Source organism: Candidatus Salinivivens marinus (genome assembly GCF_965655845.1).
Classification (GTDB): Bacteria; Pseudomonadota; Alphaproteobacteria; order Rhodobacterales; family Rhodobacteraceae; genus Salinivivens; species Salinivivens marinus.
In genome coordinates this window covers 57,848-84,116 of record NZ_CBFHHX010000010.1, presented here as the reverse complement: position 1 = coordinate 84,116, position 26,269 = coordinate 57,848, and the positions used below count along the sequence as shown (strand labels likewise).

At 38.6% G+C, this 26,269-nt stretch carries 39 protein-coding genes, 1 tRNA gene and 1 pseudogene; 13 read left to right on the top strand and 28 right to left on the bottom strand.

The annotated features are described in order from the left end of the window. The 5 genes from ACTF5Q_RS10060 to ACTF5Q_RS10040 form a co-directional block, all read left to right on the top strand. The coding region (locus ACTF5Q_RS10060; protein ID WP_438954484.1) for an MGH1-like glycoside hydrolase domain-containing protein at positions 1-871 on the top strand (871 nt) is incomplete at its 5' end. Further along, on the top strand, positions 871-1,911 hold the full coding sequence (locus ACTF5Q_RS10055) for an ABC transporter ATP-binding protein (protein ID WP_438954483.1): 1,041 nt from the start codon (positions 871-873) through the stop codon (positions 1,909-1,911). The genes ACTF5Q_RS10060 and ACTF5Q_RS10055, both read left to right, overlap by 1 nt. A gap of 22 nt (positions 1,912-1,933) precedes the next feature. Next, positions 1,934-2,623 carry a D-lyxose/D-mannose family sugar isomerase gene (locus ACTF5Q_RS10050; protein ID WP_438954482.1) on the top strand — a complete coding sequence of 230 codons (690 nt, stop codon included), beginning with the start codon at positions 1,934-1,936 and terminating at the stop codon, positions 2,621-2,623. Between the two features lie 391 nt (positions 2,624-3,014). After that, the gene (locus ACTF5Q_RS10045) at positions 3,015-3,302 is read left to right on the top strand and encodes a hypothetical protein (RefSeq protein WP_438954481.1); all 288 of its coding nucleotides are present in this window, start codon (positions 3,015-3,017) and stop codon (positions 3,300-3,302) included. A gap of 89 nt (positions 3,303-3,391) precedes the next feature. Further along, on the top strand, positions 3,392-3,679 hold the full coding sequence (locus ACTF5Q_RS10040) for a hypothetical protein (protein ID WP_438954480.1): 288 nt from the start codon (positions 3,392-3,394) through the stop codon (positions 3,677-3,679). A gap of 252 nt (positions 3,680-3,931) precedes the next feature. Here the strand turns inward: ACTF5Q_RS10040 and ACTF5Q_RS10035 are convergent, their stop codons facing one another. From ACTF5Q_RS10035 to ACTF5Q_RS09970, 14 genes and pseudogenes are all read right to left on the bottom strand, one after another. Then, a complete protein-coding gene (locus tag ACTF5Q_RS10035) occupies positions 3,932-4,171 on the bottom strand; it encodes a hypothetical protein (RefSeq protein ID WP_438954479.1) in 240 nt (79 codons plus the stop codon). Positions 4,172-4,527: 356 nt separating this feature from the next. Further along, positions 4,528-5,064 (bottom strand): annotated as a pseudogene (locus ACTF5Q_RS10030) (peroxiredoxin-like family protein). Positions 5,065-5,151: 87 nt separating this feature from the next. Further along, positions 5,152-6,141: a sterol desaturase family protein gene (locus tag ACTF5Q_RS10025; protein WP_438954478.1), complete on the bottom strand. Its 990-nt coding sequence runs from the start codon at positions 6,139-6,141 to the stop codon at positions 5,152-5,154. Further along, the gene (locus ACTF5Q_RS10020; RefSeq protein ID WP_438954477.1) at positions 6,138-6,371 is read right to left on the bottom strand and encodes a hypothetical protein; all 234 of its coding nucleotides are present in this window, start codon (positions 6,369-6,371) and stop codon (positions 6,138-6,140) included. Before ACTF5Q_RS10020 ends, ACTF5Q_RS10025 begins: the two co-directional genes overlap by 4 nt. Before the next feature lie 189 nt (positions 6,372-6,560). Further along, positions 6,561-6,863, bottom strand: coding sequence for a hypothetical protein (locus ACTF5Q_RS10015; protein WP_438954476.1), 303 nt, complete (start codon positions 6,861-6,863; stop codon positions 6,561-6,563). A gap of 285 nt (positions 6,864-7,148) precedes the next feature. Next, a complete protein-coding gene (locus tag ACTF5Q_RS10010; protein WP_438954475.1) occupies positions 7,149-7,733 on the bottom strand; it encodes a GNAT family N-acetyltransferase in 585 nt (194 codons plus the stop codon). Between the two features lie 156 nt (positions 7,734-7,889). Continuing rightward, entirely contained in the window at positions 7,890-8,183 is a 294-nt protein-coding gene (locus tag ACTF5Q_RS10005; protein WP_438954474.1) for a YdhR family protein, read from the bottom strand. A gap of 141 nt (positions 8,184-8,324) precedes the next feature. Next, entirely contained in the window at positions 8,325-8,480 is a 156-nt protein-coding gene (locus tag ACTF5Q_RS10000) for a hypothetical protein (protein WP_438954473.1), read from the bottom strand. Then, positions 8,477-8,626 carry a DUF2905 domain-containing protein gene (locus tag ACTF5Q_RS09995; RefSeq protein ID WP_438954486.1) on the bottom strand — a complete coding sequence of 50 codons (150 nt, stop codon included), beginning with the start codon at positions 8,624-8,626 and terminating at the stop codon, positions 8,477-8,479. Before ACTF5Q_RS09995 ends, ACTF5Q_RS10000 begins: the two co-directional genes overlap by 4 nt. Before the next feature lie 457 nt (positions 8,627-9,083). Further along, positions 9,084-9,476 (bottom strand): MAPEG family protein, encoded by a 393-nt coding sequence (locus ACTF5Q_RS09990; RefSeq protein WP_438954472.1) that lies wholly within the window; start codon positions 9,474-9,476, stop codon positions 9,084-9,086. A gap of 69 nt (positions 9,477-9,545) precedes the next feature. Next, the gene (locus tag ACTF5Q_RS09985) at positions 9,546-9,854 is read right to left on the bottom strand and encodes a DUF1476 domain-containing protein (protein WP_438954471.1); all 309 of its coding nucleotides are present in this window, start codon (positions 9,852-9,854) and stop codon (positions 9,546-9,548) included. A 103-nt stretch (positions 9,855-9,957) separates the two neighbouring features. Further along, positions 9,958-10,086 carry a hypothetical protein gene (locus ACTF5Q_RS09980; RefSeq protein ID WP_438954470.1) on the bottom strand — a complete coding sequence of 43 codons (129 nt, stop codon included), beginning with the start codon at positions 10,084-10,086 and terminating at the stop codon, positions 9,958-9,960. Between the two features lie 40 nt (positions 10,087-10,126). Then, entirely contained in the window at positions 10,127-10,453 is a 327-nt protein-coding gene (locus ACTF5Q_RS09975; RefSeq protein ID WP_438954469.1) for a hypothetical protein, read from the bottom strand. A gap of 6 nt (positions 10,454-10,459) precedes the next feature. Beyond that, positions 10,460-11,350: a GAF domain-containing protein gene (locus ACTF5Q_RS09970; RefSeq protein WP_438954468.1), complete on the bottom strand. Its 891-nt coding sequence runs from the start codon at positions 11,348-11,350 to the stop codon at positions 10,460-10,462. Positions 11,351-11,771: 421 nt separating this feature from the next. Between ACTF5Q_RS09970 and ACTF5Q_RS09965 the strand changes: the two genes are divergently transcribed. Next, entirely contained in the window at positions 11,772-12,056 is a 285-nt protein-coding gene (locus ACTF5Q_RS09965) for a hypothetical protein (RefSeq protein ID WP_438954467.1), read from the top strand. Here ACTF5Q_RS09965 and ACTF5Q_RS09960 read toward each other — a convergent pair. Beyond that, entirely contained in the window at positions 12,053-12,721 is a 669-nt protein-coding gene (locus ACTF5Q_RS09960) for an HAD-IA family hydrolase (protein ID WP_438954466.1), read from the bottom strand. The genes ACTF5Q_RS09965 and ACTF5Q_RS09960 overlap by 4 nt on opposite strands. Positions 12,722-12,910: 189 nt before the next feature. Between ACTF5Q_RS09960 and ACTF5Q_RS09955 the strand changes: the two genes are divergently transcribed. From ACTF5Q_RS09955 to ACTF5Q_RS09935, 5 genes are all read left to right on the top strand, one after another. Then, complete coding sequence (locus ACTF5Q_RS09955) at positions 12,911-13,756, top strand: patatin-like phospholipase family protein (RefSeq protein ID WP_438954465.1); 846 nt, start codon at positions 12,911-12,913, stop codon at positions 13,754-13,756. 158 nt (positions 13,757-13,914) lie between these two features. Continuing rightward, a complete protein-coding gene (locus tag ACTF5Q_RS09950) occupies positions 13,915-14,382 on the top strand; it encodes a hypothetical protein (RefSeq protein ID WP_438954464.1) in 468 nt (155 codons plus the stop codon). A gap of 26 nt (positions 14,383-14,408) precedes the next feature. Beyond that, on the top strand, positions 14,409-14,798 hold the full coding sequence (locus ACTF5Q_RS09945) for a DUF4149 domain-containing protein (protein WP_438954463.1): 390 nt from the start codon (positions 14,409-14,411) through the stop codon (positions 14,796-14,798). A gap of 94 nt (positions 14,799-14,892) precedes the next feature. Continuing rightward, entirely contained in the window at positions 14,893-15,939 is a 1,047-nt protein-coding gene (locus ACTF5Q_RS09940; protein WP_438954462.1) for an MBL fold metallo-hydrolase, read from the top strand. Positions 15,940-16,046: 107 nt separating this feature from the next. Continuing rightward, the gene (locus ACTF5Q_RS09935) at positions 16,047-16,232 is read left to right on the top strand and encodes a hypothetical protein (protein WP_438954461.1); all 186 of its coding nucleotides are present in this window, start codon (positions 16,047-16,049) and stop codon (positions 16,230-16,232) included. Positions 16,233-16,844: 612 nt separating this feature from the next. On the opposite strand, the gene ACTF5Q_RS09930 is transcribed toward ACTF5Q_RS09935, so the two are convergent. The 8 genes from ACTF5Q_RS09930 to ACTF5Q_RS09895 all read right to left on the bottom strand — a co-directional run bounded on the left by ACTF5Q_RS09930 (position 16,845) and on the right by ACTF5Q_RS09895 (position 21,481). Continuing rightward, a complete protein-coding gene (locus ACTF5Q_RS09930; protein ID WP_438954460.1) occupies positions 16,845-17,180 on the bottom strand; it encodes a hypothetical protein in 336 nt (111 codons plus the stop codon). 10 nt (positions 17,181-17,190) lie between these two features. Further along, positions 17,191-17,427: a hypothetical protein gene (locus tag ACTF5Q_RS09925; RefSeq protein WP_438954459.1), complete on the bottom strand. Its 237-nt coding sequence runs from the start codon at positions 17,425-17,427 to the stop codon at positions 17,191-17,193. Between the two features lie 99 nt (positions 17,428-17,526). Next, on the bottom strand, positions 17,527-17,700 hold the full coding sequence (gene hemP / locus ACTF5Q_RS09920; protein WP_438954485.1) for a hemin uptake protein HemP: 174 nt from the start codon (positions 17,698-17,700) through the stop codon (positions 17,527-17,529). A gap of 340 nt (positions 17,701-18,040) precedes the next feature. Beyond that, positions 18,041-19,282, bottom strand: a complete 1,242-nt coding sequence (locus ACTF5Q_RS09915; RefSeq protein ID WP_438954458.1) for a malonyl-CoA decarboxylase domain-containing protein — start codon at positions 19,280-19,282, stop codon at positions 18,041-18,043. A 314-nt stretch (positions 19,283-19,596) separates the two neighbouring features. Then, entirely contained in the window at positions 19,597-19,860 is a 264-nt protein-coding gene (locus ACTF5Q_RS09910; RefSeq protein ID WP_438954457.1) for a hypothetical protein, read from the bottom strand. Between the two features lie 187 nt (positions 19,861-20,047). Beyond that, positions 20,048-20,248 (bottom strand): hypothetical protein, encoded by a 201-nt coding sequence (locus tag ACTF5Q_RS09905; protein WP_438954456.1) that lies wholly within the window; start codon positions 20,246-20,248, stop codon positions 20,048-20,050. 18 nt (positions 20,249-20,266) lie between these two features. Further along, complete coding sequence (locus tag ACTF5Q_RS09900) at positions 20,267-20,689, bottom strand: cupin domain-containing protein (protein WP_438954455.1); 423 nt, start codon at positions 20,687-20,689, stop codon at positions 20,267-20,269. 171 nt (positions 20,690-20,860) lie between these two features. Then, positions 20,861-21,481 (bottom strand): hypothetical protein, encoded by a 621-nt coding sequence (locus ACTF5Q_RS09895; RefSeq protein ID WP_438954454.1) that lies wholly within the window; start codon positions 21,479-21,481, stop codon positions 20,861-20,863. A gap of 168 nt (positions 21,482-21,649) precedes the next feature. Here ACTF5Q_RS09895 and ACTF5Q_RS09890 point away from each other — a divergent pair, with 168 nt between their 5' ends. Further along, positions 21,650-22,018: a hypothetical protein gene (locus tag ACTF5Q_RS09890; RefSeq protein ID WP_438954453.1), complete on the top strand. Its 369-nt coding sequence runs from the start codon at positions 21,650-21,652 to the stop codon at positions 22,016-22,018. A 280-nt stretch (positions 22,019-22,298) separates the two neighbouring features. On the opposite strand, the gene ACTF5Q_RS09885 is transcribed toward ACTF5Q_RS09890, so the two are convergent. Both ACTF5Q_RS09885 and ACTF5Q_RS09880 read right to left on the bottom strand, forming a co-directional pair. Beyond that, a complete protein-coding gene (locus ACTF5Q_RS09885) occupies positions 22,299-22,637 on the bottom strand; it encodes a hypothetical protein (RefSeq protein ID WP_438954452.1) in 339 nt (112 codons plus the stop codon). A 148-nt stretch (positions 22,638-22,785) separates the two neighbouring features. Continuing rightward, positions 22,786-23,196, bottom strand: a complete 411-nt coding sequence (locus ACTF5Q_RS09880) for an MAPEG family protein (protein WP_438954451.1) — start codon at positions 23,194-23,196, stop codon at positions 22,786-22,788. A 227-nt stretch (positions 23,197-23,423) separates the two neighbouring features. Between ACTF5Q_RS09880 and ACTF5Q_RS09875 the strand changes: the two genes are divergently transcribed. Next, the gene (locus tag ACTF5Q_RS09875; protein ID WP_438954450.1) at positions 23,424-23,852 is read left to right on the top strand and encodes a hypothetical protein; all 429 of its coding nucleotides are present in this window, start codon (positions 23,424-23,426) and stop codon (positions 23,850-23,852) included. A gap of 80 nt (positions 23,853-23,932) precedes the next feature. On the opposite strand, the gene ACTF5Q_RS09870 is transcribed toward ACTF5Q_RS09875, so the two are convergent. The 3 genes from ACTF5Q_RS09870 to ACTF5Q_RS09860 form a co-directional block, all read right to left on the bottom strand. Further along, positions 23,933-24,009 (bottom strand) — tRNA-Arg (locus ACTF5Q_RS09870). Between the two features lie 132 nt (positions 24,010-24,141). Further along, positions 24,142-25,356, bottom strand: a complete 1,215-nt coding sequence (locus ACTF5Q_RS09865; protein ID WP_438954449.1) for an ABC transporter permease — start codon at positions 25,354-25,356, stop codon at positions 24,142-24,144. Further along, the gene (locus ACTF5Q_RS09860) at positions 25,353-26,264 is read right to left on the bottom strand and encodes an ABC transporter permease (protein ID WP_438954448.1); all 912 of its coding nucleotides are present in this window, start codon (positions 26,262-26,264) and stop codon (positions 25,353-25,355) included. The genes ACTF5Q_RS09865 and ACTF5Q_RS09860 overlap by 4 nt, the downstream gene beginning before the upstream one ends. Between the last annotated feature and the right edge of the window lie 5 nt (positions 26,265-26,269).

Sequence of the window (26,269 nt, the reverse complement as noted above, 5' to 3'; positions counted from 1 at the left end):
CCCTAAGCTTAAGGCCTGGCATAAGTGGTTCATGACTTGGCGACTTACCAACAGAAATTGTATTTTTATTTCGCATCCTTGGGAGGCAGGACGAGATAACAGCCCCGATTGGGACAATGCAATGAGAGCAATTAATCCCGTCGGTGTAGGAGAATATACGCGGCGTGATACCAGCCATGTCGATGGATCAATGCGTCCAACTAAAGAAGATTATGATCGGTATCTATGGTTGGTCCAACGAGGTCGCAAACTAAAGTGGGACGAAGAACTCATGTCGGTGAATAGGCCTTTTGAGGTTGCGGACCCTACAATGACATTCATACTACTCCGAGCATCTCAAGATTTGTTACACATGGCGGAAGCCCTTGATGTCGATAATATCGAAATTTCCGAATGGTGCTCCAGGCTCAGGGAAGGGATCGAAACGCTAAGAAACCCAGATGGAGGATTCTTTAATGCTATTAACTGTCGAACCAATGAACACTCAGGAAATATAACATCTGCATCATTTCTGAATTGGTATGCAGGAATTGATGATGACGAAACGCTTAAGATTTTAACAAAAACTCTTGAGGAAACGAGATATCCTATTCCCAGTCTCTCAATTAACTCAGAAAAGTTCGATGGAATGAGATACTGGCGTGGGCCAACCTGGGCGATTTTAAACTCTTTAATAGGGGTTGGTTTGTACGAAATGGGACATGTAGCGGAGGCAACACTGTTAAGAAAAAGAACACAATCTTTAATAATTGAAAAAGGTTTTGCAGAATATTTTCATCCTATCAATGGCACACCAGGCGGCGGTGATAGCTTTACTTGGACTGCAGCGGTTTGGCTTGCTTGGGCTTCGCCATCGAACGGAGAGTACTAATGGGTTCTATAGAGTTGTCTAGTATAGAAAAATGGTTTGGTGAAGCACAAGTCATAAAAGGCATCGATCTTAACATTAAAGCTGGTGAGTTCATCATTTTTGTTGGCCCCTCTGGTTGTGGCAAATCAACATTACTAAGGATGATCGGTGGTTTAGAAGAAACCTCTAGAGGTAAAATAACCCTAAACGGCAGAGATGTAACAGACGAACCACCTGCAAAACGTGGCCTTTCAATGGTTTTCCAGTCTTATGCTCTGTATCCCCATATGTCAGTAAGAGAAAATATGGGTTTTAGCCTAAAGACCGCAGGGAAAAACAAAGAAGAAACTAGAAAGAAGGTCATAGAAACAGCTAAAGTTTTAAAACTGGAAGAGCTACTTGACCGCCATCCTAAAGATTTATCTGGAGGACAACGACAACGTGTTGCGATTGGACGATCCATCGTGCGAGCACCCTCTGCTTTTTTATTTGATGAACCCCTCTCTAATTTAGATGCTGCATTGAGAGTGGAAATGAGACTCGAGATTGCTAAGCTTCATAAGTCACTTAAATCAACTATGATCTACGTGACACATGACCAAACAGAGGCAATGACGCTTGCAGATCGCATTGTTGTACTGGATGATGGGAAAATAATACAGGTGGGAACTCCTCGTGAATTATACCAAAACCCTGCAAATCTATTCGTTGCTCAATTTATTGGTTCACCTAGAATGAATATTATAAATAGTAGCGACCTAACCACTTCTGCCATCGATGACATTAGTTCAAATAAGCAACTGGGGGTTGTTCCTCAAAAACTTGGAATTCGCCCGGAGCATATAAAAATAGATTCTAAAAGGCAGAGCGCTATCAATGGAAAGATCGATGTGATTGAGTACTTAGGTGCCGATAGTTTTCTGTTCGTAGATTGTGCAGATTTAGGGGTAATTACAGTACGAGTTGATGGATCCCAAGAGTTCAATTTAGGTGAAACGATTACCCTGAAGTTTATGAGGGAAAATACTCATTTTTTCGACAGCAGCGGTGCAAAAATATAAATTTTAGAAGCAAGCCATATTTATGAAAAGATCTGAAATAAATAATATAATATTAGAAGCTAATGAGATGATTAAATCCTTTGGGCATCATCTACCGGACTTCGCGTATTGGTCTGTTGAAAAATTTAGAGAAAAACAGGAAGAAGCAAAAGAAATCATTCGAGCCGGTTGCGGCTGGGATATTACTGATTACGGTAGGGGTAACTTTCAAACCACTGGACTTTTCCTATTCACACTGCGAAATGGAAAGATGGCAGACTTAGCATCCGGAAAAGGGATGTGTTACGCTGAAAAGCTACTTATCTCTCGGCATAACCAGGTAGCACCGATGCATACTCACATTAAAAAAGTAGAAGATATAATAAATCGTGGGGGGGCAAGCCTAGCGGTAGAAATTTTTGGATCAGATCCACATGGAAATTGTGATGAGGAGAAAGGAGGCATCGTTTTTTGTGATGGCATAGAACGATCTTACTCCCCAGGTGAAATTATTATTCTAAAACCTGGTCAGAGTATAACTTTATTACCTGGAGATTGGCATGCTTTTTGGGGTCACGACGGCGATGTCCTTGTTGGTGAAGTTTCTACTGTAAACGACGACGTGATAGATAACATTTTCCGTGACGAAGTCTCGCGGTTTTCCTACATTGATGAGGATACCGCACCAATTCATTTACTAGTTAGTGATTACCCAAAGTGGTTAAATGCATAATCTTTTACTACGTAGAAGTTCACCAATAAAGAAATGAATTGGCAGGTTAGCTTAAGCGTTACGGGCATTCATCAATTGAACATCTTCGTAGTGTAGCTCGGGATCGAATTGTTGAACATGCTCCGGTAAGAAGAAAAAGCTGAGCTTATAATGGTGGATACGAAAAAGCATCTCAGCTCTATTTTTCTAAATTAACCCAAATGCACTTTAAAATTTTTTAACAGTAACCTTAGCTCTTTGACTGTAAGCAAAAGTAAATCGTCTTTGTACAGAGTTCAAAACATTTCTTAATCTAAATCAGTGCAAATTTTAATTCTTATTACTACAGTATCTGTACTTTCAAAAAAATAAGCGTAATTCACACTACTAAAATCAATTCTAGGAGATTAAAATGGCAAAAAAATTAAGTATTATTCGTTTCAAGCCAAAACCAGAACATTATGAAGCATTTTTGAATGATGTGATCGAAAACGGAAAGGATCGTGATCCAGAATTTCCACACTTTTGCGTAAGGGCAGGTGATGAAGTGATTGCGGTTGTAGTGCGAGATGCCGACAACTTTGAGCAAAAAGCCCAGGATGGTGTAGTAAATTGGCTGGATGAAAGAAGACCAATGCTACAAGAATATGACCCCGTTAACCGTCACACTATTCCTCTGTCAGGTGATCTGGTTGAATAACCGAATACCGGCAGCAGGACAAACCTAAATATCATTATATTACATTACAATCTAAATTTAAGTTCACGGTCATGCGAAAAGGAAAAATGATGCCCAGTATGTTAGTCACTGTCAAAATATCTAAAGGTTTCAAAACTTGGACAGAAATGGCGAAGTCGATGGAGGAGAAGGCTGGTGCAGAAGGCGCCAAGATAATTTGGGCGGCAACTAACCCAGATGAGTCTTCTGTCTATGTGATGATGGACGTACCAAATCCTGATTTCATGCAGACATTCGGCTTAAGACCTGATGTTGTGAAAGCAAGGGAAGAAGCAGGTGCGGATGTATCATCAACTACTGTAATCACTCCAATCGGTGATTACTGGCTTGGAAATTAGTCGAAATATAGATTTGAAAATAATTGCAGTCTGAAAATTTTTAATTGGCGTACCTTACAGTTGGGAGCGGAGCAGTGGAGTGCTCCGCCCCATAATGTTAAACTATTGGGAGAGTGGCAAGTAACCATGCTTACCGCGCACTATTTTTGTCGTGACACATTCTAGATACGCCCTGACTGCTTTATTGGATCAAATAAAAAATTTTTATTCGATTTTTTTCAATTTAGACAACAAATAATAAAGCTCCGGCAATTACTCTGCACCTAGCAAGCTTTTCCACTCAGCTTCAGAAACTATCTCCAGCTTACCCTGCTCAACCGATTTAATTGCGCCCATTAACTGAGCAACCGTACCAGGTTTCTCCCACTTTCCGTTGATATTTCCGTCTTTGTCGAGATTATACGAAATGGTTTTTATACACCCTGAAATTTCCTTATCCTCAAAAAAATAGAAGATATTATTGCTACCAATGGGTCGAAAGAATACGGACATATAATTTCTTAATTAATCAAAATTCGCTTTTGATGAATTTAATTCAGCCATTATATTAGCTTTAAGAATTAAGGCTTTTACCATTTTTTCAGTCTTGCTCAATTTCGTCAAATCCACATTAAGTGATCTACAATACTCACAGTTGCACTGCTGCTGGTGTCTCGGAAAAAAATTATTAAAGCCATGATCAGGTATCATTACTAATCCTAAATTAATCAACCGGACTGAAGCCGAGCTCTGTAATTATGATTTGTAATATTTACGTAAGGCCACTTTGATTGGATCACACTAAAAAGATCACCAAGAATTTTTAAAGAATATTCAACGATGAATTTAATGAAGGTTTCTGATTTTATTTATACTTCGCGAATGTATTCGCCTCTTGCCGGGTAAGCGTTTTCTATTACAAAATCGAGCGCACCAATCAATTCAGAGAAATAGAGGCGAACGAATGGCATAGTCTGAACAGAACCATAATAAAGAGACTGTTCAGGCGTGACCATGAATAAACCAGGCTCTGGAAATAAGTCAGGTTCCTCAATGCCAATTGAAGTTTTCACGCGAGATGTTGAAATATAAAGACCCCAATCACGAGCGTTCTTCAAACTTAAATTATATCCAATTCGCAGCGTTTTTGCTGAAATCCGCTTAGCCATTTCACCTGCTCGCTCCGCACCATCTGTAATCACTGCTATTGTGGTAACACCCCTTTTTTTAAACTCAGGCGTCAAACGTTCGAGCTCATTAAGGTATGTTGCGCAAATTGGACAATGCAATCCACGTTAGAAACAAATTACAGTTCCCCGTTCAGAAGTTTCATTTGCCAAGTTAAAAGTTTCGCCATTCACTGTGGGTAATACTAAGTCTGGAGTTTTTTGTCTTGGGGTTAGCATGTTGGCTTTTTTTTAAGTTTGATAAAATTTTATACGCATAGATATAAATTAAGTATATACCATTTACTTTAAGTTTTAGTTTCAATTTTAAGAATACATCTTTTTCTTGCGTTCCCGCGTCTCATCGGTCCCTTGTGACGATCCATCATGAAATGAACCAAACCACCGATCCCAAGGCATTTCAACGGTCCCATAATTACATTCGAAATATCTGTGATGAAGTTGGTGAAAAAAATCACCTATATTAGCCCTCTCTTTATCCGCAATGTAAAGCTTCTCAAATCCAGAATGAGAGAAAATTGGATGAATTGACTGCATATAGCCATGAAACATTATATGCAAAGGGTGGCTCGGCACAACGAAGTGGATCAGAAAGTTGGTGTAGAAAACGAAATGCTCGATCGGATGCATTGAAATGCCTGACCACGGTCCAACATTGATATTTCTGTGATGGACGGCGTGGGCAATACGATAGAGTGGAGGCCAGTGGAGTGCGCGGTGAACCCAATAGAAATGAAAGCTTGCCCATAAAATGAGGAAAGGGAACATCAAAAAAAACCATATCATATTGTCTGGGAAAAGAAAGGCTGGCGCGTAACCATTCGCCATAGCCCAAAAGACGATGCATTGCATCATTGACCACTGAGTAACACCACTTATCAGAGACCAGAATATATTATCGTGAATCTGATTACGGAAACTGAAAATTCCGTTATTGGTTGCAGGTTGCCGTGCATCAAACTTAAAATTCTTATCTTGGCCTTTGACAGTATAAAGCCAAAAATGCAGTAGCCCAGCGCAAACTATATGAGGAACAAGATTAGCAAGCCATACTCTAATTATCCAATGCAACCGAGGATCTTGCATAACATCTAAAGATGGTAAAATCGCAAAATATGCGATAATTGATAAAATAATAGCGAGGGTTGTGGTAGATGCTGCCAACCAATACGCAGAATACCACCGTAAAACTGGCAAAAATTTTGGTGGCCATTCAAACAGCGGGTTCATGGAAACACCTTTTTTAGGTCGGTAGTTCCAACGAGTAGCCTCTGTATCTATTCGATATTTTGTCACTTAAATTCACCACCACCGCCAAAGCCACCCATCGAATTCTTGTTAGTGCTAACCTTTATTTTATTCGATGTCAGCATTTTAAAACTTACAAATAAACAGGCAATTATGCCACATACCAAACCGATTAAAACAAAGTAAGCAGAATAGTATTCATTAGAAACCCATGACGCAATAATGATCGAAATGACTGCGGCAGTACCAAAGATATATATTTTATATGTTAGTATCATCCATAAACTCTTCATTTCCCTTTAGAACTAAACCCTAGGAAATAGTAATATTTATTTTAACCTCAGGCTTATTGTGTTCACAATCCAGTGTATTAGAGTTACATCAAGTAACCAATAGAAAAAAACTGAGGGAAGTAGCTTGAGTGTAAACGAGTGCTCTTTCTGAAAATCCCCATCAGTGGTCCATCATTATAATGCAGTCAATTGCATTACAATTGGTCCTACGAACTCTTCAACCATTACATTATTATTGTCTTTGGTAGATTTGTTTCTTGCTTCCTCGAGCTTTTTTCGTTCTGCAGTCGCTATCTCTTCCGAGGGATATACGATCAATGCCTGATGGTGATCATCATCAATTTTCCACCATAAAACTTCTTCAGGTGGAAACTCGCCTTCGTAACTGTCCCGATAACCTTTCATCATTGATTGAAGATGACTTGGATCTGGCACACCACCCGACCATCTCCACTTAGTATACACTGCATATTTCATAGTAATCTCCTTATTTGATACTCAATTACGTTAATAAGATTATTTCGGTTTAGTTAAGTACAAAATATGTAATTAAATAAACTATACTATCTCATATACCTGCGACAATATATGCATTGAATCGAATATGTTTAAAATTAATTATGATTTGTAGCCGGCAGGGCAGGTTCGGATCAGTTTTCTCTCCCTATTGAACTGATCCGCCCTAGCTGGAATTAAAACTTATAGAAAACTATCCGGTTAACAAACCCAATGTTTGTGATAGCGCAGAGCACGCGTGCTTTGTCAGGCACCTAAATTCTTACTCATAAGGATAATGTCACCCGTATCTTGAGAGAATGGAAATGGTATTAATTCTCTCCGAGCTAATTCTGCATATCCATTACTGGTATATGTTTTTAGAGCAATTTGGTTAATTTCTTCCACCTGAAGAGAAATTTTTTTTGCACCGCTAGCTTTTGCCTCTTCTTCAGCCCTTGCCAAAAGTGCATTTGCATGACCTTGCCCTCTATATTCAGGCAGAATAGATATGGCCTGAAGCAGCCATGATCCAGCCGCTATTTCTTCGAGTTCTAGAAATGGTATCCACCATTCTGGTTCTTCTTTATAATTAATTTCAGGATATGGATTTGCCACTCTAAACCCAAAAAATGCTCCTAAGAGTTTATTGTCTAATTCTGCTATTTTCCAGTTTTTATGAAATGATTTCCCATCATCATTAGTACGAATATTCTCACGACCAAATTCAAAGAAGGACTGCCCCTCAGCTGCATATAAACTCCAGAAATATGCAGGTATTCTTCTGCCTGCCGCATCAAGAATTAGAGCGAGCGTCGTGCAATCATCGGCTGTGCCACCTCTAAATTTCATGTTGTATCACTCATAAACTCAGTACCAGCTTGGTTAGCAAAGAGAAGAACGAATAGGAAGGTTAGTAGTTTTTCATTTTTTACATATTAACCTTCTCCAAACAATAAACGAACATCAAGTTCACAAGTAAGAGTCTTGTTCTTCGGAACGCGTTTACTACGTTGTTATGTTGGTTGGTGCCTCTAAAACTCCAAAGTCTTTTGAAGTAGGGTTCACATGGTTTTCACTATTCATGACCATGCTAAATATTTCTCCCGCTTTATAAGCCTCGCAATGTTCTTTACTCTCCCAGATATATACACCGCCATAAACTTTGTTTTCCTCATCACCCAACCAATGTTTACTTACTAGTCCAGGAATAGACGCAAAATTTGGAGCCAACTCTGTCGCCCCTGATAAAAAATCGTCATGTGAAACATTTATACCAAAATTAATTACTTGAATATGCATTGAACTTCTCCCTTTGAGTTCAGTCTTGAGCCTGATCTAAGTTAATGATTTTGATGCCGTTTAAAAGTACAATTTTTGTATCGCAATACTCAAATCCATAAAACAACCTGAAACACAATTTAGTTTTTTTATTGCTATGTATTACTTTTTAATTTTTACACCTTGGCTAATAGACATGTTAAATTTTACGCTTGGGCTATTGGACTTGATGATTTTTTCGCCTCTGATAGCCTGTTCAGCATAGAAATTACATCCATTTACCAGCATCAATGTAAATATGGCTAGTAGTTTTTTCATCTCAAAAACCTCAGCAGTATAGTTAATTTAACGCTCAACAAAATGCAGGATCCTATTGCTAAGTAGACTTGGGTATTTCCATACTTGAGACTAATATCCAGTGGCATTTTCCCAAGTGGCAGACGGGATAAATATGGCCAAAATATTCCGGCTCAAATAACTATTACTCCCATAACCAAAAAGATCTTTTGAACCACGAATGAACCCTTAATATTCCTCGATACATTCCATTAAACAGCTTCTTTGCTTTGCACCAGATACGACTTATGTTCCATTACAGCCATGTTTAGGTATGTGTGGAAATCCAACACTTCGCTGCGCTACGTAGCTAAAACTTTTACATGCCACAGATGAGTAGAGGGCCATATGCTACAGCAAAACCACGTCTGCAAAACGCCACGCAACCAAAATGAACATTACAATTAATACACTGTAAACAAATACATTAAATAAGAATCTCATGTGTAAAGGTTAAACCTAGAGGCGATATTCTCAAGAATTTCAGATGTGACAAATTAACTCCCACAAATTAACTTTATCCTTTTAAATACCGTCAGCCTCCCATAACGATCAGCTCAGTTTTCAGGGTTCAGCAGCTTTAACCTAAGTTGAGCTAATTGCGATTGCATATAGATAAAAAATACAAATTGTACCTGCCCACCAAAGACAGCTTCTAACCCAAGTAATTAAAAATAAATAAGCGACAAAATATAAAATTCTCACGATTAGAAAGATTTGGAGAGCTATAACCGTTTCTTTTGCGCTTTGTCCAATTAGCGCCAACGCCATTACTGCAGGCAAAACAAATACCAAAGAGACAATAGAGTTCTTAACCGCTCTGTCTGATCTACCAGCGATACCAGTTAAGGTGATATGTTCTCTACGCTCTGCTAAAATCGTCATACCGTGTTGCTGCGTTGCTAAATAAGACTGCACAATTAACATAATGATTACGCTCAGCGCATAGAATAAAACGAGTTGCATTTCTGGTATCATAAAGACCCTATTTGATGAAATTTCTACAACTTAGCAAGCCAAGCGAAGTGGTGCAAAATAAAGGCATAGTCATGCTGCTAAATCGTCCATCGCTTTTCCGTAACACTCGTTAAGTTTAGCTCTTATCTCTTCATCAGTTGCAAGATTGCCTAAGTCACCTTTAACCTTCCGTATGACATCTTCATCACCAGCTTCTTCCATGTCGGACTTAATAACTTCTTTGGCATAATTTTCTGCATCATCACCAGACTTGCCTAAAAGTTCTGCCGCCCACAGCCCAACAAATTTATTACGCTTTGCCATAACTTTAAATTGCATTTCTGCATCATTTGCATACTTTGACTCAAACGCTTTTTTCCTGTCATCAAAGGTGTTCATTTTATCTCCTTAGTCGTTACTTACTATATGAAATATGCGGCATTGATTTAGTTTCAATAGACTGCGTCGTTTATTTTAAACTCATCTTCGGCAGCAATCAGTCTTACCGCTTTTTACGCTTCCATGTGCCACCATACTGATAAGTCTTTTCGTGCTCAGCCTTAATTTCCGTGACGCACTTACCACACAAGAACGACCATTCTTTCGCACCATCGTATCTACAGCGGTACAAAGCATCCTCCTGAACTTCACAGATATGGCACTCTTTGGTTCTACTTCGCATCAATTGAGATTGATGAAGACATTGCTTCACGCTCAAAAGAAAATACACAAACGCCTGTAAATTTTGTCATTTTGAATAAAAAAGCCTGTTTTATATCTTCTATAATCTTTGGAATATCTTTTTCAAAATCATTCATGGCTTTAACATCCTGAAACCTGACACTAATCGAAAGATCACCATCTTTCCCAACGGTCACTTGCAAACCATGAAAATCAAATACAGATATGCGACTTTTCAAAAGTTCACATAAACTTTGGGCAGCTATTTTGGCCTCAGAAACGTTACTAAATTTCAACTGCAGTTGCGAAGAGTACATTGCAAACTACTCCATTTTCTCAAGCAGATCTTCCAGTTGGCTACCAACGGAAGGGACATTTACTTGAGCGCCTCGATAGCCATCTTCAGCAAGTCCTAATTCTGCTTTTAGGTCGACACCATCTTGAGTTAGCATCCAGTTCCCATCAATTTGTGTAATTATTCCATCTTTCTCCAAGGCGATAATTACCTCTGGTAGTGCAGCCCCATGAGCGCAAAAATCAAGGAAGCCAATAAGCTCAGAAATTGTACCATCTGGGGCAAAACGGACAAACCGTCCAAGCAAAGCCCCAATCTCTGATGCGTATAAGTTGGCTTTTTGGGTTCGAAGAAGTATTTGGTCTGTAGTTGCCTTAGCGAGCTGGCGCATCATTCGCACCTGCTCAGGATTTAATCGGATTGGACGCTTATGAAAAGCGCATAAAGTGCCTAGAACAACGCCCTCTGTCGTATTCAGAGGAAAGCCAGCATATGCCGAGACATTCATTGGCGGCTTGGTCATCATAATTCCCGCAAACCGTTCATCCTCAGAAAGGTCGGCAATGATAAATGGTTCTGGGGACGCTAATGCGTATTGGCAAATTGAGATATCTTGAGGCATAGCCATTAAAGGATCTACCGGTATACCACAACCACCCACCGTAAACTGGTTCTTACCGTCAAGAATATTGACCATACTGAAATCTGCACCAGTGACGAGCTTAACCATTTCCCCAAATATTTCAAACTGGCTAGAAAGATCTTGACCGATAATACCAGTCTCTGCCACCTTAACTCGCCGTAGTGCTTCATTCCTAGGAACTACTGGCTTTGCCATCTTTCTCGAGGTCGCTGCGGCAACCCCCATCTGTACAAAATCCTTAAACCCGAAATTTTTGATAATACGCCGTAATGACACTTGAAGCTCCGTTTTCGAATATAGTCCATTATTTTTTTAAAAAAGCAATCTATATGCAGCACTTTAAATCAATGCTTTTATTTTACTGTGGCTCCGTAAAAAAATTATTAGCATCACATTTTTTCGGAAAAAATGTGAGAGTAGGATATTTGCATATCATACTCGCTTGACTTTTGATCCGCTGCCCCTCCGGATGTCCACATAGTCTACTAGTCCACAGGCAACCTTACCCCTACTCACAATACCACTTATCACTCACTAAAGCCCTTATTTTTACAGATTGGCTCAATTAACAAACTTATAATGGTAAAAGACCAATAAAATGAATAGGATAAGAATTAATTAAAAATATATCGAGGAAATTTTTGATTATGGACGCGAAAACGATATTATCAATGTGGGAGAATTATTTTCCGAAAAAGTGGATTACCTTTCTGAACACCTTGCGGATGATTTGGTTATTGAGTTTATGGGTAAAGACAGTTCTTCTCAAACGAAGGAAGAGCATATTGCTTGGTGTGTTTCAGATGAAAGCCCAAGAATAGGCGGATTTAAGGTTATTTTTGAAGAGAATGGCGTAGCAGTTGGAACCCACACTGCTTTTAACCCTCAAGGAGAGGGAAGAGATGTCATGTATTATGGAAAGTTCGAAAACAATAAAGTCACTGAATGGAAAGTACTAGTTTCAGTCCACAATGAGAGTTAGGCAGCTAAACGCTTATTATAAAAATTGGAAACACTTTTAAAAATATCGTGTGTAAGGATACTTTTATCTTTGAATATAGCTTCAGATTGCATACTGCCCGGAAAAGCGAAACACTTAAGCTCAGCACTCATTGCGGCCTTTAAGCCATCTAAGTTATCTTCTATGGCTATAACTTCGTGGGGCAGAAGACCAAGTTTTTTCAAAGCTAAATTATAGGCATCTGGTTCTGGTTTTTCGTACTTAACCATTTCATTAGTGATAACTACGTCAAATTGATCTCGATTAATGCACGTTGCAGATAATATTTCATGAACATTACCACACGAAGTCGTAGTAACTAAGGCTAATTTTAAGGCTCTTTCACGCGCTAGATCGATGACTTCGTTAATTCCAGAACGAATAGAAACGGGCTTTGTTGCGAGAAGGCCTTGGAACATTGATGTTTTTGTAAGGTGAATAGACTCTACATCAACCGCTTCACCTCTTTGGGCAGCATAACATTGGATGCGCTTTTTACCTCCAGCAATTTCGAGCATCTCAGTATATTCATGCGGAGACCAGACCCATTCAAGTCCATGCTTCTCAAAAGCTAGATTAAATGATTTCAACTGAAGTTCTGACGTATCTGCAATTGTCCCGATTGATCCTAAAAAAATTGCTTTCATAATAATCGACCTCCATTGATTTAAAACTATACGACGAAGCCTCTCCGTTAGATCAATGAAATCTTGTGTCAATTCAGTTTAAAAATACGCCGAGTCAGTGAGGAACAATTGCAATAATCCTAACTGCTCAATTTTTGAAATTTTGAACACATTTGATTTTTTAATTAACTTTTCTAGTTGATAGCCATTATGGAAAATAAAAAAACAGCTCTAATCATAGAAGGCGGCGGTCAAAGAGGTGTATTTTCTTTTGGAATAACTGACACTTTTATCGCTAGGAATTATGATCCATTCGATATTTATATTGGTGTTTCAAATGGCGTGGCTGTTCTCTGCTGGTATCTAATTAGAGAAACTGACAATAATTTAGAGAAAATGCTCTATGCTGCTAAAGGTGACTACCTCAGTTACAAGAATATTTTTACAGGAAAAGACATATTAAAATTTCATCAGATGTACGAAGATGGTGAGAAAATGTTTAAACCAAGTATGGATAAAATTAAAAATAATTTGGAGGGGAAAGAGTATATTGCAGTTGTTACAGATGCGATTGAAGCAAATGCTGAATATTATTCATTTGGGGATGGTGATTGGATGCCAAAAATGATCGCTTCTGGAACCTTACCTGTGTTGGTAAGAACACCAAGCTTAATAAATGGACGTAGGAAATTTGATGGAGGAGTTGCAGATCCTTTACCAGTAGAAAAAGCATATGAAATGGGAGCAAAAAAAATAATATTAATTAGAACATATGAAGAAAAATTTAAAAGGAAGATGAAGCTTGAAAATTATATTGGTGCTTTATTTTCAAAAAAATATCCAAAATTGCGAAACGCACTATTAAAACATGACAAAACTTATAATCGGGCACTCGATTTTATAAAAAATCCTCCGAATGATTGTGAGATTGTCCAACTATGCCCTCCCAAAAAACTAAAATCAAAAAGAGACTCAAAAAATACTGAGATTCTAAAAGCAGACTACAAATTAGGAAAAAGAGTTGCTGCAGAATATTTAGATGGTCTTGAGGACTGAGAAAAAAATATGTTGGCTAGGAAACGGCAATTAACACATAGATCGGTTTTTAAAAAGTTTGGCAAACGAAGCTTTTAAATCCAAACAGAGTTCACAAGCGTATACAATACAAAGTGTAGCCGTATTTTTTAAACTTAAAATAAAGTGAGGAAAGACAGGTGAGACAACTACTGTTCATTTGCGTCATCTTACCAAATTTTTGTTTCGCAGGCGTTGACGCGCGGATGTTGTACATCAAGGCCGTGGAGGGTTTTTCAACTTGTGGGAATGCATTAATGCCTTGGGGTGGTAATGGTTGGCGACCAGATGAAGCTGAAAAGCCATATGTTTTACAGGCAAAAATAAATCGGACAAAGATGCAGACTGAAATTGACGAAGCGTTTTATGCCGAAGCTAATTTGGAAGAGCTTTATGTTGCTCTGACGAATGATTTTTACAAAAAAACGGCCTATATTACGGCGAGTTTGAAAAAATTGCCTGCTGAAGACCACTCTATGATCTGGAACAACTTGTTTGAAATTGATAAAGATGCGCGATTAATAAGAAACAAACTAGTATCTGACTTTCGTCTTCACGCGGAGATAATAAAAATGTGCGCTGATGGTTTAAACGACCCCACAAATTAACCGCAATATCAAGAGGAGCTTAAGGCTTGTATCTTTTATCTATTTTATGTGTGGCTTCACTATTTGGTGGGATGTTACTTTTTGCAGGCGGCTTTGGGACCTTGGCTTTCAAATTATTAGACAAGGCCGCAGCACGCTCGTTTATCAGAGATACTTTCCCATATTTCTACCTTTATGTATTAGCAAACTCTGGAATTGCTGCTGTCCTAAGTTTCTTTGAAAACAAATCAGCTTTTCTTTTACTTATTCTAATATTTGTAACCACTATTCCAAATCGGCAATTTCTTATGCCTGCCATCAACAATGCTGCGGATACCGGGAACAAAAAAACTTGGGGAATGCTGCATGGGCTGTCCGTAATTATTACTTTAACGCACATTGCCATTGCCGGAGCTGCATTGAAATACCTTTTATAGAAAATTGTGATAACTCTTAGTAAAATTTTCACAATTTGCTGTCCACTTCTACGAACCGCTCTACTTTTCATTGTCTTATATAAGACAGATTAAAATGTACCGATTTATCGTAGTAACACTAATCTCAGCTTTAACTGCTTGCAGCTTTTCAATGGATTATTATCATTCACCAAATTTTAACTCGAGCTTAAATCGCTTTCAGCATCCTGATGGTGACCCAAGCAATAAAAAACCATCTGAACTCTTTGCGATGATGAGAGAATTTTCTAAACGAAAATACGATCAATTTGAACACAATGGTTTTCCCGTTGAGATTTCAGAACAGAACGAAATATCAACGTTTTTAGATAGTGTAATGTGGATAGGGCAATCGACAATACTATTGAACTACAAAAACTTGACAGTTCTAACCGATCCTCAATTTTCAAATAGAGCATCACCACTGTTTTTTGGTGGACCAAAAAGAGTAACTCCCACACCGTTTAAGATAGGAGACTTACCAAATATCGACGTCGTTTTAATAAGCCATAACCATTATGATCACCTAGATCGCTCTAGCATCAAAGATTTGGTCAAGCATCAACCGTCAATAAAATTTATGGTTCCGTTGGGCCTTGCTCAGACACTTTATAAATGGGGCGCTGTCGATGTAACAGAACTGGACTGGTGGCAAGCTGTTAAATTTCAGGAAATAGAAATACAGGCAACTCCAGTAAAGCACTGGTCGAGCCGTTCTTTGTTTGATCGTAATAAATCACTTTGGGCTGGATGGATGATAAAATGGGATGATTTTTCATTCTACTTTGCAGGTGATAGTGGATATTCAGGTGACTTTAAAGAAACAGCCAAAAGGCTTGGCAGCCCAACACTCGCAGCAATTCCTATCGGCGCTTATGAGCCTCGCCATTTAATGAAAGATGCTCACATGCACCCAGAAGAAGCGGTGAAGGCATTTGAAGATTTGCAAGCGAAATATGGAGTTGCTATCCACTGGGGAACATTCAAGCTAACGACGGAACGAATGGACGAGCCACCAGAGCGTTTACTTCAGAGCCTAAAAAATCAACGAATTCCCTATGATAAATTCAGAGCGCTCAGTCATGGGGAAAAATGGGATGCACCCTTTGCTAAAAAAATGTGAGAGTAGGTACTCACATATTTCAAAGCCGCGACTTTTGCCCCCCTACCTTCATTTTTTGATCCAGTTCCTGACTGCTAGCGTACCCCTATGCAAAAAGGAGACGAGCAATGTCCGCATCAAAAATTTTGAATGACTATGAGGCAGTATTAGCATATTGCTGTGACAAAACTATGAACGGCTACGAGCAAGCACTTCATTACGGACGATTAAGTGGTTATTTCGATAAAAATAACAAGCTTACTGCAATGGGTCACAAAGTTGCTCGATTGCTCGAAGACGATCTAGCTGCTTAATCTCTTTACGCTTGTATGTTTAGGACCGCTTAACCGTGTGTAAGACATACCCATGCAGGGGCCATAGTGGGTGTATGGGTAGTATGTATATACGCTCTTACACAGATAGGGTGTTGCTTATAGCCAAGCAGTTAAACATTAGCAGGATGAGTGTGTATCGCAGTTTGCAGGGTTGGTAATGGTTGCTCTTTATATGTGGTGATTTGTCTGCTTAGGGTATTTGATTCAGGTAAGAGGTAAGTATCGTCTGGTTGCATAATGATTAACCAAATAAAAAACCCGAAAGTAATAGGGAGAGGACTTTCGGGTTTAATATATCTAGGGCAGTTTCTGGGAGGAAGTACGCCCTGTAAGATTAATGTAGGTTTATATTCAGAAAACTAAATATGTTATTTATGCAAAGCTGGTATGCACTTTAATCAAATGTAATTTTCTAGAATTAAATTGGCCACTCTACAGTAAGCGTCCTCCCAAAAAGCACTAACTGGAGTGGCCCTAGTCCCTTAAGAACAATGGTTGTCGAGCACAGTTGTAAGTGATGAGTCAACAGTGTGGCTCTGACTAATAAGCAAACAGAACTACAGATAATATGGCTAATAGTTTTTTCATTTCTCACTCTGTTAAATTATCTGTAACCACATTTATCAAATGTCTGTAAATTTTATTATCCTTATATAAAAAGACGTTTGAAAATGTTATCAAGTGCCTATCTTTCTTCATGGTCACCTCAAGTGCGCCCATATCTTTTGTTTCAAATTTTTTTGTGACTTCCATTTTAGTTGCATCAAGCATACCATTATTAAACTGTTGTTTGGTATCTTTCATCCACTCTTCTTTGGTCTCTAAAGTTGTTTCTTGCACGAAGAGCATATCCTCATGCAAAAGACTTTCTAAAAGAGGCAAATCTTGGTTGGCTATGCCTTCGATAAATTTCTCTAATACCATCACCAATAAACCGCTACTTACTTAGCCAATTATCGATAAGGCCAAACTTGAAAAGTGTCCATCTAGTTCCGTAGAACGTTGACAATAACATCGCTGCATCAATGGCAAGCCATATAAATAAATTCATATTACCGCTATCTGTGGCACTGAATACAGCAGGAAGCACATACCTATCACCTAAGAAATAAAGAATTACAAAAGCAACTAATGACGGCACTCCATTTCTTATTAAATTCGATTTAGTAAACATTATAGGCAGATCTCACCAGTAAAACTCTACATCATTAATGCTATCTTTATTTGCTGCACTTCCTGTCTGCGCCAACGAGCCTTTGCAAGAATAAAAGGCTCATTTTGTAAGAATTAGTTTGGCATTCTTGGTGATGCGCAAAGTATACTCTTGATTATCTAATTTGATAATAGCTTTTTTTCCACCGTTTGTTAACTGTCGAGCATCGTAGATAAGACTACGGTGTATAGTCTCTTTTTTAACTTTAGGTCTTTTAAAATCTCGCTTTTCCATATTGCTAAAATCAATGAAACTCACAACGTAAAATATCTCCAAGCATTAGCTCGCCTTTAATTTCTCAAAGTATAAAAGTTTTGAAAAGTACAGATTTTGTATTGAATTTAAATGTACCTACCTTCTTAAATGCATCAATGGTAGCCATATTGCTTGATCAAAATGTTACAACTTTACTACTCACCACACATACTGGCTTAACACTTTTATACTCTACAAATGAGTATGTCTAAGTTGAGTCTGAAAGTTTTACTTGGTGCAACTGCGTTGATATCAAGCGCCAGTGTTGGGCTCAGTGATAAGTGTTTAGACGATCCAAACGGATGCAAGCAGGTAAAGTTTATATTTTAAATGATTTAGCAAGATTCTTTACTTCTCGAGAGGCCGTAACCTTTCCTTCAGAAACAAATTCCTCATGATTTTTTGTTACTTGTTCAAGATCGTATAAGTAGTTCACCATACAACCTAAAGATTGCAATTTGCCATTTTCTGAGTTGTCAGCTTCAACATGGATTTGTTCAACAATTGCACCGTTTCCTAAATGAAAGCGTGCAACTGGATCTAGTGGTAAATTATTACTTGATTTTTCATTTATTAAATAATGTGCTGTCAGAGAACGCAACCTGACCTCATCAGCAGAATTCCAATTTGGATGTGTTTTGCGCAACCAATTTCCCAGCCCTGGAATAGGTGAAAGGGTTATGAATTTCTTTATACCTTCTAACTCTAATGCGAGATCGGAAGCTACTTGTTTTATTAAAAAGTTACCAAAAGAAACATTTGCTAAACCAGCCTGGCAATTTGAAATCGAATAAAATACTGCAGTGTCAATTTGTTGAATTGCGACTTCTTCTCGGGCTTCGCTTAGTAACTCCTGTATGGAAGTAGGCATTCCTTTTGTGAGTGCCACCTCAACAAAAATTAGAGGTTCATCAGGAATAGCTGGATGAAAAAAAGCAAAACAGCGTCTATCTCTCGGTTCCAGTCGCAGCCTGAGGTCCTCCCAGCTATCGATAGCATGTACGGCTTCATATTCGATAATTTTTTCTAAAATGTGCGCAGGGCTCTCCCAATTTATTGGTCGCAGAACGAGAAACCCTCTATTGAACCAAGACGCAAACAAATGCTTGAAGTCCAAATCAAAAGCTTGCAACTCAGGACTTTGTTTTGCCAGACGCAGCAAGTCTGCACGCATCTCAACAAGTTTTTTTGTTGCTCCTGGAGGTTGATTGAGGCGTCTTACTAATTCTTGCCTGCTTGGTTCTGCAGCATTTGAAAATGCCTGATAAGTTTCACGGGATGGTAATTTTTCATAATCCTTAAGTGCCCTGCGCACAAGATCAGGGTCGATCGTCATCTGAGTAGATAAGTATTGGAAGAAAGATAACTTATCTAAATCGCTTAGACTCGAATATTTTGTGAGAACTTTGTTGGCTACAAAAAGTGCCGATGTTTCACTGGTAGTGCTAATAAGGGTATTACAAAGTTCTATTATTGATCTTTCATCTTGATCATTTTTAAAGTCTGATTTCCCTTGGTTTCGCTCGAAAATTGTCCGTAACAAGTCTGCTAAAATACTCATTTCTTTCATCCAACAATTAAAGATATTGCTATAATTCTGTTAACGAAATCTTAATAACTAAAAAATATCGAGCCTGTAGAGTGATACAGTTCCCCTATCGGGTTTGTGAAATTGGTGGGGGTAGGCCACTAACTTTCCCCTTTGGCTACACTGTTGGCTACAATAAAAAGCAGTCCTAGCGAACTCCTGTCGCTATCGAACCTGCCCCCACATCGGAGGTATACATTCATAAAATTTAAAACAATGCGACCAATTACCCTTATACTTGTTCCCTTGAGCACTAGTCTTTTTTAATTGGAGAGCTTGGTGCCTGGTTATTCAGTCATCTCTGACATAATATAAGCTTTGTAAACTGCGCCATTATCTTCATCCCACTGCATTTCTGCAGGATCAGACATAAATGCTCCTAAAGCTTCCATGTCTTTACAATTCATTGCACACATTACCTCATTATTGCCAAGATCAGCTAGACGATATTCAGTTATCCACTGACCCATTGGCCCAGCCATGTCTTTTTCAAGTTTGCCCTTTATCGCATTAAAGCCAGCAGCAATGGTTCCGTGAAAAAAAATGTTCATATGTTCATAGTAGATACTCCAAGTTATGTTTTGTCAGGAACCATACAGTATCCTGCTTCTTTCCAAGTGTTTTCCTATTATTGAGAAGTATCCTACTGACTATTATAAAATAGTACAAATTCTGTAGCTGGTTTTAGGCGAAGAGAACAATCGAAACTATGACTATATGTTTTTCATTAGTTTCATTCTACCTAAACTGAATAGCTTTACGGACACTATATGCGAAAGCGCCAACAAATATTGTCACTACTACTAGCAGGATAAGCCATCCTAGAGCCGTATAGTCAGACGGATCGCACGAAGCCACAAAGACGAAAAATGTCAAAGCAATTATTATCGCTTGAAAAACATAACCCTTCTTTTCGTCTTCAACTTTTTTAGGTATCACCAATTAACCTCTACATTTTTATGGCTCTCTTTGTTCATAGCTCTCGAGAACATAGTCTAACTCTTCTGTTCGGATAAGTTCATCTTGATCATCACCCGATGAATGAACAACAACCCACACACACTTTTTGTCACTTAGATTATAAGGTGCGTGAGGTACGTTATCAGGAATAAATATCTGTTCACCCTGCTTGATCAAAGTTTGGTTTTCAAGCTGCTTACCATGAAATAGTGTGCATTCGCCTTCTAGCATATAGGCTATAGTTTCAATGCCTCTATGTATGTGTGGCTTAGATTTAACACCAGGAGGCATAGGCAAAATATTCATACAAACCTTTTCTGCTCCAACGGTTTTCCTAGACACACCAGCATTGTATGTGACCCCTTGGGCTCCTTCATATTTCATACCCGGTTTCACTAGTCTTACACCGTCATCAGCCATATGGTACCTTTCCAATTTTATAAACATTTTAAAGAGTGATTAATTAGAATGAGATTTAGGGTTTTAGCCAGGCCAGCAACAAGGAAGGAGCTGCTGAACCAGACTATCTTTCGCTTATCTTAGCCTCTATCTCTGCCAGGCAACAGGTTTCTGAAAGCCTAATGAATGCTTTTATTCAAATCTCACCATTCCACAAGCTCTGTCCAGCGTTCCTAGGTTTGAAGCTTTAACAAGCATTTCCTGAAACTCTGCCGAAATACCAACTTCATCAATCGCCTTGCCTATAGCCACCATATCTGGTGCAGAATAAACAACTTGAGCTCTCTTCATATCTTCTGCAATCACAGGTGCCCACATCGTTACATTTACATCATGGCCAGCTAGCATATCTGGAACAGTAGATACCATCGCAGCCGCCTCCGCCAAATTTTTACGTGGGAGCACATACTCCCTTACCATGGCTGCATTGTGATCTGGATTACCTTCTCCAGCGACTACTCTGGCTAACTCTGGACCAGTCATATCTGCTGCAGGAGCAGCTTCTCTCTCTGCCATTAAATTGCTCCAAGCTTTATCATTTTGTAAACTGGCGCTTACTTGAAAGGCATGCTCAACTGAGTTGAAAAAAGAGTACATGTGGAGTGTTTCCGCTCCATATCCACCAAGCACCTGGGTAAGGTCAACGGCATTTGCACCATTATTTACCATTATCTTTGACGCTTTTCTCAATCGCTCTTTAGCCAACTCTGTTTTGCCACTATGTGGCTTTAAAACTCTTCTCGATCCAAACATTTTATCTCCTTTCATTAATTTTGGAATTTAAAAGGTCTGTCGATAATGGCAAGTTTATATTTTCCTAACTAGTACATTTCTTATACTTGCTAGAAATTTTAAAGTTAGAAACTCCTGTGGTAGTAATTAGTCTTGGTAATTTAGAGGGCACAAAAAAAGGAGTAAGTTATGAACACGGTACAGGATCGGGCAAATCGAATAGCAGCAGTAACAGTAAGAAGTAGAGACTTATTTTGGATATTCAGCATAACGGCCGTAATGCATTTTGTAGTGTTTGGCATCATCGCTTTTGGAGGTACAGCTGCCAATCTACCAATAACTGTTTTTATAATCTTCGGTACTATTATTGGTATAATGGGAAGTCTGGATTGTCTGGACGATATTAAGGCAATTGGCATGGATCGTGGAGAAGCTGAAGTTAATACACACTTTCAGAAACGTTTTGATAGTGTTCAATGGGGAGCATTTAAGGGACTAATAGTTGTTGGGTTCGGCCTGACGACTTTGGCGGAACTCTATGTGATGTACATGATGTAATCATCAGGTAATTTCGCAACCATCTTCGTAACTTTGGCAACTCTGGCAAATTAAGTGTGGGTTACAGAAAAGCGTTTTGGCTTTAGCCTTTTAAAGTTTTGATCAAATTTACAGTTACCTAAAAAAGAAAAGGGCTTAGCTTATATGGCTAGCCCTCAAAAGGTAAAGATAAGAATTGGGAGATGTTTACTAACCTTGGTTAACACGTACTATTTATGTCGTGACACACAGAAAGTTCGCACCAACATGTAGTTTGGATCACAGTTTGACTGTTAGGGTTTTAGAATTTTCTCTCGTATGGTGTTTGCCCACCAGTCAATTCTAAATTAAGTTGCATCACATTGTTGTTTAAGGCCACAAGGCCAAAATTAACTCCGTAAGGACCGTCAATGAAGTCTTGAAACTCCGAAGCTGATATTCCGTCTTTCACTTCCCACACGCAGTACATCGGCCCGTCTGGTCCCATTGGCATAAAAGAATGGTTGAAAAACCCTTTTTCCATTACCGATTTCTCATATTCTTTGCTGTCTTCTTCAGTCTGACCACCGACTATCCCCCACCATGCTTCTGACATGTTTGGTTTAATGTGATGATGTACAAGGTAGAATTGAGATGCCATTTTAGGTTCCTTTATTAATTTGTTTGAACCTTTTCATTAAATAATACCCACTAAAAAACAACTACAAAACTTGTACCATTATTCGAGCGACATTGAGTTTGGATCACAGTTGCAAAAAGTTTTAGTGATATGCTTCAATTTGCAGCCTCTAAAACACTCCAATTATAGATAAACCCATTATTATTTGGCAGGCAAACCCAATTAAAAATGCAAGTGTTCGCATCAAAGGAATAGCCAGTACATGCATCACATAGTGAAGCACTCTCACTATGAAATAAATCATCGTTGCTAGGGCGGTAAGTTCATTTCCTATACCCAATAGCAAAACTAAAAAGACTAATGGTGCAAATATTACTAAATTTTCAACTGCATTATTATGTGCGGCCTTAGATCGTATAGCCCAATCAGCATATTCCTTTGCTGCCTCATCAGGATATAAAAAAGCTTTATTTGGGCCAGCTCTAAAAACAGAGTGTAAAATCTGCGGGATCCATAACAAAGCAGTCATCAGAACAGTAAGAGCTAACCAATAAATCTCTGGAGAATTTGTATCAATCATTAATCTATCTTTCATGTCATTAATAATATTTTAATTTATACACTGACAACATCGGGTACCGTGCTTTAAAGAGAAGTACCCGATTGACTATTACAAAATAGTACAAATTCTGTAGTTAATTTTCACAATTTAACAGTCGCCAGTCGATATGCTTCATAAACTATAAAGTTGTCAAAAATACTCGCAGTATGCTGATCTTTATTGGACGATTACAAAGGAATTAACAGATGAAAACTGCTACAGAATTCTTAGATGCCTTTAATAATGCTTTCGTAAATAAAGATAGGTCTTACCTTGACCTAATTTTGGCAGATAACTGTAAAATTCATTTCACTGACCTTAATGAAACTATGACAAGGCAGGAGACACTCGACTGGTCTGAAACTGGTATTTGCAGTGGTATTGATGATTATGTAATCGTCAATGATACAGATGAAAGTATTGCTGGAACTCATGCTGCTTGGGGTAAGGCCGAAGATGGCGACTGGAAAAGCAGGTGCTTTATCTTTGCAAAGAAGTCAGGTGACAAAATTACAGAATGGTATGTTGACGCTCGACCTATGGATGAAGGAAAATCAGTTGAAATAATAGTAGCCACCCCTGTTAAACGTATATGGGATACTTTTGGTCTGCATTTTGGTCAGTACTCCAGATAAGCCATAAAGCATGGCATTAAGAATAACTGAGTGATGTCAGATGCTTAGGTTAGCTTTACTCTATAAAGTTAGGCTGTTTGTGGCGCACCGGGTAGGATTCGAACCCACGGCCCCTTGATTCGAAGTCAAGTGCTCTATCCAGCTGAGCTACCGGTGCTAATTTTTAAAACAAAACAATTTATAATCGCAAATTCACACGGTTATTTAAAAGTGTCAACAGGATGAATATAACTTAAGCCTTAGCCCGATACTCTTTACAACAAAATAACTTAAACAAAAGCGTAAACTATTAATTATCAAAGCCGCCAAAATTCTTGAACAAATTTGGATCACCGAAAATATCATTATATTCGTTTGTGCTTCCAGTTCCTCCGTCACCACCTTCTGATTCAAGCGACTCAGCGTTATTTTGAAGAAGTTTTAATTGGTCTGCAAAATTAGATTTTTTAGCATCTTCTGCCTTCGCAATGCAGTCACCGCCGTAAAGATTATTTTTGATAATCTGCTGCCAACCTAGGATTGCCATTAAAAATATAAATAAAATAACAAAAATTGATTTTGGAAGAATAAACGCTTTTTTGATATCTTCCTTTAACCGATCGCTGCTGATTTCTTTATACATTTTTGCTGCGCTCTCTAAAGCCTTTCTCTTTTCCTGACGGCGCCGAAAGAACTCATATAAGACTGCCGCTACAAGGGTCATACAAATGATGACAAAGGCAAGTGCACTGATTGCAGGACTAATTCCTAAACGCACTTTTGTAGCAATCACCGTCGTGAGTGTTTGCTCGGATAATATACTAAATACAGTTGTATTGTAATTTTCAAAAGAAGCTAGAAACGCAATAACAGCAGAAGATCCTATAGCAGGCATAAGATATGGAATCATTATCTTCATAAATACTTGAGTCTGGCTGGCGCCCAAGTCTAATGCCGCCTCTTCTTGAGTAGTATCAAAGCGTTGAAGCCGCGCAACGAAAATAAGAAAGCAATATGTAGATATGAAGCAAGTTTGACCTAAGATCGTCAAAAAGATACCATTTCTGCCTAACTCCGAAATAATTCCTTCACCACCAATCGTGGCAATTCGATCCCATAAAACAACCGTTGAAATCCCAATAACAACCCCAGGAAATAATACAGGCATTATGGACATAGAGTAAAAGAGCGTGCGCAACTTACTGTGCACCTGAGTTAAAACTATTGCAGCAGACATTCCAATTGGAACCGACAAAGTTACAACTCCAAGCGCAATAAATAGGCTCGTAATCAAACCAACGTGTAAATCCCTGTCAGCTGCTAAACCAGCTAATCGCTGACCATCATATGCAATTTTTCCCTCATTGAACCACCGAAAGCTAAAACACTCCCACGGAGTTATTGATGGGAATTCAGTCGAATTAAATGCTGTAACGCTCATAATAATTAACGGGCCAAATAAATATAGAAAAAATATAGAAATATATAGCCCAAGAAAAACTTGGAATGTACGGTTTGAGGTCATCTCACAACCTCACCGATTGTAACCCTAAATATACGCATCATCAAAAGCACAAAAGCCACTGAAACGACCAACAAAATAATAGAATATGCCGATCCACGTGACCAATTATCATTCATATTGAACCATTGATAAATAAGCTGTGTGAACCAAAATGTATTGGGGCTACTCAGAACTACGGGCGTAGCCAATGCTCCTGCTGTAAGCATAAAGACCATGGTAGACCCAGAAGCGATACCAGCTTTAGCATGAGGAATTACAATACGCCAATGCGTTCTAAGTGTTGAGGAACCCAAATCTTTAGCCGCCTCAAGCTGATTTGTATCCAAAGTTTCTAACGCATTGTAGAGCGGGAAAATCATCAAAAGTATATAGGCATATGTAAGTCCAGTATAAAGAGCGACGTCCAGAGCAATAAAGTTGACCGCGGCATCCAGGAGACCCATTTCCAACAACAAATTATTTATTACACCTTCACCGGCAAATAGAATTCGAATTGCAAAAGAGCGAAGAAGTTCATTTATCCAGAAAGGTATAATAAGAGCCAATATAAGAAGGCGTGTTGCGTTTGGTGTAGCTAGCTTTGCGATATAAAAAGCTATTGGGTAACAAAAGCACAAATTTATAATTGTGACTAAAATGGCGGTCCCAATAGTATCAACAAATACTCCAATATCCACATAGTTGTATGCGTCTTTACTCGTTTCAGATCCAAAAACAAAATGCTTATAATGTGTCAGAGTGTAGACATCATCTGGACCGCCTCTTAATAACGGTGGTAAGTTAGGTCGAAATGATAGGTCCAGCATATATAGCTGTGGAATTAAGATTAAAAAAATCAACCAGAACGTTATCGCAATTAAAAAAAACGTGGAAATAATTGATCCATTTTTTTTGAAAAAACCACCCATCACGC